Raw genomic sequence first — 8,068 nt, 5'->3', positions numbered from 1 at the left:
ACGCAGCAGACCCTGCTTCGCTTGTTCAACTGGCCGAGAACGCCGAAACCGTGATGAACACCATCAACATGGGGCTTTCCGCCGTCGGCACGATCCTGGCGCATGCCGCATCAGAGGTAGGCAGCGAGATTGGCGGCGACACCATTGAATCACTGGGCTGGTTCATCGCTGAAACCTCTGACGTGTCCGCAGCCTTGTTGAGTCTGGTCATGGCCTGCCGCTATCACACCGCCGACTACGCGCCCCCGAGGCCGCAACGGGCACCCATCGCCAGATTCTGAAACAGAACCCTTCGCGCCAAAGTCGCCAGCATCAACCTTCACCCCGCCATCAGCCGTGCCGCATTCGTGCCGCACGGCTTTTTTGTCGCTGCTGATTCGCAGTGATACGGCACCATTATCGAAATCAGTATGAACAGCAAAAAGCCACGCACCACGGCAGGCGCAGCCTCGCCTGCAACGACCACCACCCAATGCGCCAAAACGCCGGAGAAGCTAAAAATCAATACGGTTGATGGTTTCATCGCTGCGGCGCAGTCAAAAGCCACCAAGCGGGCCTACGCCAACGACGTGCAGCACTACCTGCAACATGGCGGCTCCATTCCGTCCACAGGGGCTGTGGTTGCTGACTATCTGGCCAAGTTCGCTGCCACCCTCAAAGTCGCCACCCTGGAACGGCGGTGCATCGCCATCCACAACGCACATGTTAGTCAGGGGCTGGTGTCACCGATCAAAGGCAATGAACTGGTCAAGGCCACCATGAACGGTATCCGACGCACCATGGGCACCCGGCAACGTGCCGTCAAGCCCGTCACCAAAGACGTGCTGCTGGAAATGCTGGTGACGCTGGACAAACGAAAGCCGCTGAAAGCAGCACGCGACAAGGCCTTGCTCCTTGTGGGCTTTGCAGGGGCCTTTCGGCGTTCCGAACTGGTGGCACTGCATGTTGAAGACCTGACGGTGGATGACGCGGGGGCCATGGTGCTGCTCAGGTTCTCGAAAACCGACCAACTTGGCAAGGGCCGCACCGTGTTTCTGCCTCGGGCCAGCGATGCCGAACGCTGTCCGGTGCAAAGCCTGCTGGATTGGCTTCAACTCGCGGGGATCGAGTCTGGCTGGCTGTTCCGCTCGGTGCGTAAGGGTGGCGGCTCGGTGTCCGGCCAGCCACTGTCCACGCAATCCGTGGCGCAGATCATCAAACGCGCCACCAAAGCAGCGGGGCGCGACTTCAACGAGTTCTCAGGGCACAGCCTCCGGGCGGGGTACGTGACCACTGCGGCCATTGTGGGCTTGCAGCCCTATCAAATTCGAGAACAGACTGGGCACAAGTCAGACGCAACGCTGGCACGGTACATCCGGCCAGTGGAGAAGCGTCGGATTCCGTCCTTGTTGTGAACAACGTGGGCGTTCGACTCACGAAAACAGTGCATCGGATATCATTGGCGCTCGGTTTTGTCACTCCTTGACTCGAACCGGAGAGTCAACGAGCTGTTTTCGCAGCAATTTGCGCTCCACACCCTCCAACGCTCACACGAGCGGAAAAAAACCACTGGATTTGGCTGATTAGAGCCGCAAGGATATTTCTTGCGCGGTTCTTTTTGGAAGTTTTGCCAATAGCAAGGCAAGGCTTGTCAGGCGTGGCGTTGGGGCAAACCACTTTACTACCCCTCCGCCTTTAGTGCGCAGCGTCTATCGGGCGTTTTGGTGCATTCACTGATCTGGATTCCGTGTGCCGTTCAGGTACGTTCAATGGAGCCCGTTCATGTTGAACTTTCTAGACATCACGCCAAAGGCCGTCAAACGCCGTAGTCGTGAAATTTTCTCCCCTCCACACCAGCCAACGCGCATTCACCGCTTGCTTGGCAACGGGTCAGGCCCGTCTCTCCCATCTCCAACGGTTCTTTCACGTAAACCGCCTGCTGGCACACAAAACACGCCAGACCTGCCAGCCTCATCCCATGGCACCAAGCCCGAGGCTATCGAGATCGCTCATGTCATGGCATTGGTCGCCGAATTGACGGCACTTGTCGCCCAGCTGCGCCCACTCGCGGTGCCTCCTGTCACCGGCAGCGAATCACCGCCCCCCAAGCAGAAGCGCAAATACACGCCGCGCAAAACGGATCAAAAAGTCGAAGCTGTTCCGTTGATTGACCGCAAATGGATCACTTTCAAGCAGGCTGCTGCACTGTATCCCAAGTCGGAACAGGCATTCCGGCACTTGGCGCACAAGTCCTCCCAATATCTGAAGTACCCAAAAGCGAATTTGCGCAGCAACGGCTTTGAGGCCTGCGTCGTTCGCCAGCCGGGTTCACGCAATGTGTACCTGAACGCCGAGGAATTGGAACGCTGGATGGCCCAGGGCCAAGGAGATGCGCAATGAAGTCGCAAGCCAAGCAACACCCCGTGCTTGACGCTTCGCAAGCTGCGCCGTTCGATTTTGATCGTGATGCCACCTCGTCTTGGGACGCCAACGTGGACATTGAGGTTGCAGGGATGGCTTTCGCGTTCTGGTGTGAACTGGAGCAAGCAGAGGCTTTGGAAATTGTCCTCAACGCATTGCCCGAGCTGCTTTGGCAAGACCAGGCACTCATGCGTGGCTGGCAGTCAGAGTGTCACCCGTATGAGTTGCAAGCCAAGAACGCGCAGATGCCGGTGATCGTCTTTGCACGCGACCGATTGGACGATGGCGTGATCCACATTTATGAAGACAAGCAGACGCTGATCGTCAACCTCCCGAACTCTGCTCTGTGGGAGGCCCACGGCTTGGGCTGGCTGACCAGCTGCCCCCAATGTTGTGGCCAGAACATCCACAACCTTGCTCTGTGGCGCGGTCCCTTCTGCGAATGCACGCAGGCCAGTTGAAACCATCGACATCAACACTGGCGATGCAACCAACGGCTGAATTTTGCACTGCCAACTGTGCAATTTTCAGCCGTGTTGATTGAGCGTAACGCGCTGAATTACGACTACGGCGCAAATTTCGCTCGGCGTACCAAGACCTCACTGCGGAAGCACCAAGCCCACGGCCCAAGGTCTGCGCCAAAGTCAACGGGCGGACAGCTTGCCACCGAAATATGCACTTTAGTAACTAATGCGCGATGCGGTCACGACCAGACACCAAGTCCTCACCGCTCTACGGAACCAAACCATGTCAGATTCTTTACACGCTTTCATCCCCATCCCTCCCATGTCGGACGAGGAATACGAAGCTTGCAGTTACCCATTCAAAGCCCTCAGACCGTTTGACAACGATGGGGTGAGCAGCAACCCGTTTCAAACTTGGAGGACCGCCAAAGGGCTCGTACCAGGTACCAAATTCCTGATTCGAGCCAGGTGGCGCGGCAACCCACTGGACAACCGCTTGGCAGGCTTTGAAGTAAAGATCAACCTAAGCTGCGCCACAGGCCACAACGTTGTGCTGGTGAATGGCACCCCCATAGCCACCGAATTGATGCTCTTGCAGGCGAAATGCTGGCTGCGGGACAACGGTTGCACGTACTTTGGCCTCGACAAGCTGGACTTGGAATATGTGGTGCTGAAAAGCGTTACCCCCACGTTCCTGCATCGTTTGGCAAACAAGCAAGAGGCACAGGCCGCACGCAATGCGTTCCGCGCCGCCACAGAACTGTGGAATGTGCCCTCCCCCGACGGAAAAGCCCGCCGCAAGAAGGCATTCAGCGTGGGCGATGGTGAAGACGATACCGTCTACTTGAAGGATCGCGAAACCCCACTGGGCGGCTACGTCAAGGATCGCCATTCTGAGATTGAACAGGTCTTCCCCAGCGCCGAACTGCGTGATGCAATCTTTGACGAAGGCGAGTGCTACCTGCGCTTGGAACCCACGTTGAACGGTGTATGGCTGCGTAAGCACAAACGGACCCGCGTCGAAGACTGGCGCATGTACGGTCAGGACACTGTCTACCGTGAGGCCTATGCTGTCGTTCGCAAACGGCTGCGACTAGACGAAGGTCTGCGGGCACGCAAACCCAAAGAAACCGACATTGCCAAGCTGGCCCCGCTCGATCAGAAGGTGCTGCGCTGGCATCTGGATAACGACGCGACCCATCAGGCCCGAAGCCACCCGGCCATCTTGGAAAAACCGTCAAAACTCGCCCGACAGCAGTATTTTTCCTCGATGAAGCGCCGGATCGAGAAGAGGCTGCATGTGGACATCTCTGTACCCTGGGAAAAACAAGCGAAAGCGACCTCCGTGAAGTTCAACGCCCTGGCGCAGTATCCCGGCATGTACGCTCCGCCCCCTGGGTTGGAGTACTTCGTGTTCTGTCCTGCCATGGCGCGAAGGCTGATTCATGCCCTCAAGGTCAAGCTGGATGCTGGCCGCACGCGAAGCATTGGCCGCTCCCATATCCCGCCAGAACTGTCCGCACCGCCCGTTGTTCGCCTGGGTCGTCTTGTTGTCGGCGCCGAGGCCCGGCAGTACCTTGACCACATCGGGAAGCCCTTGCTGCCCTTTCTGGAGGCTCACAAGTGCGGCGTGTTCGGAGACGTGACACGGGAAGAAGTCTTGGCGCTGAGCCTGGCCGCAGCGGCGCAAGAACCGGTGCAGTCCCGCTATGCGCTGGGCGACCGGCAGATCACCGTGACCACGGAATACGTTGCGCAAGGTGCAGGAGAGCCCCTCCAACCGCTGACCACGGTTCGCTGCCCAGAGGCACCGCCGATGGCCGTTTAGACGCTCGCAGCAGGTGGTTGGCTGGCTTGTTGACTCATGCCGCCGACCACCACCCCGCTGAACCGCTGTAGTCAATTTTGTCGATCATTGAACAGCAAGGGAAAAACCATGGCAAATCGGGTGGGGAAATGGGGTGGCTCTTTGTCGGTAAGGCTACCGAAGAACATCGTCGAGCTCTTGGACATCCGTGAGAAGGATTTCCTGCGCATCCGCGTCTGCGATGACAACACCATCCAGATCAAAACGATCAAGCCAGTCCCCGCCGAAGTTGCTGGGATGGGTGCGATGGTCAAGGCTAAGCCTGAGGAGCCTACGGAATGGTGAAATTCCTGTCCGCCCTGATTGAAGACCAGCCCACGCAGCTGTGGGTGATCGGACAAACGCCCCAGCGGGCTGTGCTCGATGTGGTGCACTTGATCTTGCGAGTGGGCCTGCTGACGGCCTGCGCTGGCTGCTGGTAACCTTGCAATCGCACGAAGTCCAAGATCAATACATTCAGTGGAGGAAAAATGGCAGGTGCAAATCGTTCCAAACTTGTGCGCATCACCGTGCGCAACATCGGCTGTATCGGCAACGAAGGCGTTGAAATAGAGCTCGACAATGTCGTCTGTCTGGTTGGCAAAAATAACGCAGGAAAATCAACCATTCTGCGAGCCTACGAATTGGCAAAAGGTAGCGCAGCATTCGATGTATCAAGGGATCGCTGTCAGTACGCGCCACCAGATCAGCCGTCCGAGGTTTTGTTGGAAGTGCATATTCCCGAGGGAATTGGTAACGTAGACGACAAATGGAAGACTCATAAAGACGGCTTGCTGATCGTAAAAAGTCGGTGGCAGTGGATTGGACCGAGCTTTCAAAAGGTGCGCACCACATGGGATCCGACTGGTGGGGCTGACGGCTTAGGGACATGGGCAGAAGACGGCAAGGCTGGCGGGGCCGATCCAGTTTTCAGTTCCAGATTGCCCAGGCCATTACGTATTGGCTCTCTTGATGACTCGGAAAAGACGGAGGAAATGCTGCTCGCTCTTGCGCTCGGACCACTATTAGCCGGGCTTGAGAAGGAACGCAGCAATCCAGAATCAGACCTTGCAAAGGCAATCGCAAGCGTATCGCAACGCATGGATGTGATTAGTGGAGCTCACGAGGAGCACTTCAACGATATTGCTAGTCGCGTGTCCACAGGCTTCAAAGGCGTATTTCCTCGCCTTGACGTGCGACTGAAAATCGGAGCCGCGCCATTGGTGCCAAAAGTTGCAGACCTTGTGAAAAGTGGGTCTAGCCTGAAAGTAAAAGACGGTGTAGCAGAGACGGAGCTAGGCCAACAAGGGACTGGTGCACGAAGGGCACTTTTCTGGTCAATGCTCCAAGTTCACAACGAGTTGTCCCGCGACAAAGAAGTTCGCACCGACTACCGCAAACGATTGGAAAAGGAAATTTCTGATACGGAGAAGAAGCTGGTGAAGGCAAAGGAGGCCGAAAAGGCCGTCCTTACTGAGTCCGTGAACACGGCAAAAGCATTGCTCGAAGCACATGATGGCGGAGCACCGATCCCAGATAGCCCTGACGACCCCGCTTTTCCTGGTTATCTCTTGTTAATCGACGAACCAGAGAATGCCCTACACCCGATGGCGGCACGAGCGGCACAGCGTCATCTGTATGAATTGGCTGAAAGTCCGGACTGGCAGGTCATCATGACAACCCACTCGCCGCACTTCATCAACCCTTTCGAGGATCACACAACAATTGTCCGCCTGGAACGAGCAGGGGATGCCGAAGCAGCGCCAGTTGCCCCCAAGACATACCGATCGGATCTGATCGAGTTCGAGGGAGAAGACAAATAGCGTCTTCAAGCTTTGCAGCACATTGACCCCAGCTTCTCCGAAGTGTTTTTTGGTTCCTACCCCGTCCTTGTAGAGGGTGATACAGAGCACGCTGCATTTATGGCATCAATTCTTGAACGAGAGCATGCTCTGATGGATCAGGTGACCATTATTCGCGCTCGGGGCAAGGCAATCCTCGTTCCACTTATCAAGGTGATGACCCATTTCAAGATTGATTTCGGCGTTGTTCACGATTGCGACTCGCCCTTCAATAAGAATGGCCATAAAAACGGAATGTGGACCGAAAACGAGAAGATAAGAGCTTTGCTTCTGAAGGCCCGTGAGGCCGGATTGATCGCCCGACATCGAATTAGTGTTCCAGATTTCGAGCGATTCCTTGGGGGAGAAGAGGAGTCAAAAGACAAGCCACTGAACACCTATCTTGTCGTTTCCAAAAATGATGTACTGGCTGAGCGTGTGCAGTCGCTTCTAACAGCATTGCTTTCATCCGATCAACTTGAACCGTTCGCAGATGGCGAACTCGGCGCGGAGGGATATTTGCCGTGGCTTCAGTCCAAGGCTCAGGCTTGGGCTGCCGGAAACGGGCTATCTGCGGACATTCGGTTCAAGGGCGCGTGAACTGCAAAAAAATCGACACCTTGGTGTGCCATGGCACAATAACGGCACAACCGTTGTGCGGTTCTAGGAAGACCACTGAAAGGTGAAAGTTTCTTAAAGCGTAGAGGTTGTTGATTTCATTGATCCCGATCCTTCACAGACATTCGTCACCAACATTTGGGGCTGATTCGTAATGAGAAGGTCGCGTGTTCGATTCATGTCTCCGGCACCAAGTCAGTAAAGAAAAGCCCGCTATTTAAAAGATAGCGGGCTTTTTTCTTTTAGAAATCTGTAGGCAATCTGTAGGCAAATTTGAAAAATTAGATTGCCTGTGTGCCTCGCTTTTGTAGCCTAGGACAGTGTTTTTTCTCACGCGCGCGTACTGGTCCCCAAAAGTGCAGTGATGCGGCCTTTGTCTTTGTCACTCTAGAAATCACAAAAACTCTGCCGAACCTTAGGATGACTTAGCAAGTTGGCTCCGCTAGTCCATCCCTTTAGGGACTGCGAAAACCCTCTTCCTTGGGGTAATCGTGTGGCTGTCCTTGCCGTGTTCTTGCCGTGGCTTTTAGTTCTGCACGCTGATTTTTCCCTAGCAATGTTTTTTTGGTGTTCCAAGTGTGGCAGGAGGATATTCTTTAAAAAATCAATATGTTGCGAAATAACGCATACAACACTGCTGGTGTTATTTTTTGCAAAAAAAGCACCCGAAGGTGCTTTGGTAAGTAGGTTTCCGATGCGCCGGTCTAAAAGGCTGTGGTTGCTCGGTTGCAGCGCTCCCACACGACATCAGCTGTCCTGCGTCCCTTGTTCGGTTCGCTTTGCATGTATGGGTATGAAGGCGTACCTTCAAAGTACGCGATCCCGCGCTTATGACAGGCTTCTAACTCTTCCTTGTGATTTCCACAGCCTGCAAGACTACTTATCGTCAAAATTGCCAG

At 55.3% G+C, this 8,068-nt stretch carries 10 protein-coding genes; 9 read left to right on the top strand and 1 reads right to left on the bottom strand.

All coding sequences use genetic code 11. The annotated features are described in order from the left end of the window. From HF327_RS21520 to HF327_RS21480, 9 genes are all read left to right on the top strand, one after another. The coding region (locus HF327_RS21520; protein ID WP_198462394.1) for a hypothetical protein at positions 1 to 281 on the top strand (281 nt) is incomplete at its 5' end. A gap of 129 nt (positions 282 to 410) precedes the next feature. Then, positions 411 to 1,394, top strand: coding sequence for a site-specific integrase (locus HF327_RS21515; protein WP_206764502.1), 984 nt, complete (start codon positions 411 to 413; stop codon positions 1,392 to 1,394). A 367-nt stretch (positions 1,395 to 1,761) separates the two neighbouring features. Then, positions 1,762 to 2,379 (top strand): hypothetical protein, encoded by a 618-nt coding sequence (locus HF327_RS21510; RefSeq protein ID WP_198462393.1) that lies wholly within the window; start codon positions 1,762 to 1,764, stop codon positions 2,377 to 2,379. Next, positions 2,376 to 2,861, top strand: coding sequence for a hypothetical protein (locus HF327_RS21505; RefSeq protein ID WP_198462392.1), 486 nt, complete (start codon positions 2,376 to 2,378; stop codon positions 2,859 to 2,861). The genes HF327_RS21510 and HF327_RS21505 overlap by 4 nt, the downstream gene beginning before the upstream one ends. A gap of 286 nt (positions 2,862 to 3,147) precedes the next feature. Continuing rightward, entirely contained in the window at positions 3,148 to 4,692 is a 1,545-nt protein-coding gene (locus HF327_RS21500) for a hypothetical protein (RefSeq protein WP_198462391.1), read from the top strand. 36 nt (positions 4,693 to 4,728) lie between these two features. Then, a complete protein-coding gene (locus tag HF327_RS21495) occupies positions 4,729 to 5,016 on the top strand; it encodes an AbrB/MazE/SpoVT family DNA-binding domain-containing protein (RefSeq protein ID WP_198462390.1) in 288 nt (95 codons plus the stop codon). Further along, entirely contained in the window at positions 5,010 to 5,153 is a 144-nt protein-coding gene (locus HF327_RS21490) for a hypothetical protein (RefSeq protein WP_198462389.1), read from the top strand. Before HF327_RS21495 ends, HF327_RS21490 begins: the two co-directional genes overlap by 7 nt. A 48-nt stretch (positions 5,154 to 5,201) precedes the next feature. Beyond that, positions 5,202 to 6,533 (top strand): ATP-dependent nuclease, encoded by a 1,332-nt coding sequence (locus HF327_RS21485; RefSeq protein ID WP_198462388.1) that lies wholly within the window; start codon positions 5,202 to 5,204, stop codon positions 6,531 to 6,533. A 42-nt stretch (positions 6,534 to 6,575) separates the two neighbouring features. Beyond that, positions 6,576 to 7,151 carry an ATP-dependent endonuclease gene (locus HF327_RS21480; RefSeq protein WP_328701959.1) on the top strand — a complete coding sequence of 192 codons (576 nt, stop codon included), beginning with the start codon at positions 6,576 to 6,578 and terminating at the stop codon, positions 7,149 to 7,151. Positions 7,152 to 7,873: 722 nt separating this feature from the next. On the opposite strand, the gene HF327_RS21900 is transcribed toward HF327_RS21480, so the two are convergent. Continuing rightward, the coding region (locus HF327_RS21900; RefSeq protein WP_206764501.1) for a hypothetical protein at positions 7,874 to 8,068 on the bottom strand (195 nt) is incomplete at its 5' end.

Source organism: Comamonas suwonensis (assembly GCF_012844455.2).
In the GTDB taxonomy this organism is placed as follows: domain Bacteria; phylum Pseudomonadota; class Gammaproteobacteria; order Burkholderiales; family Burkholderiaceae_C; genus Comamonas; species Comamonas suwonensis.
This window is presented reverse-complemented; position numbering and strand designations above follow the sequence as displayed.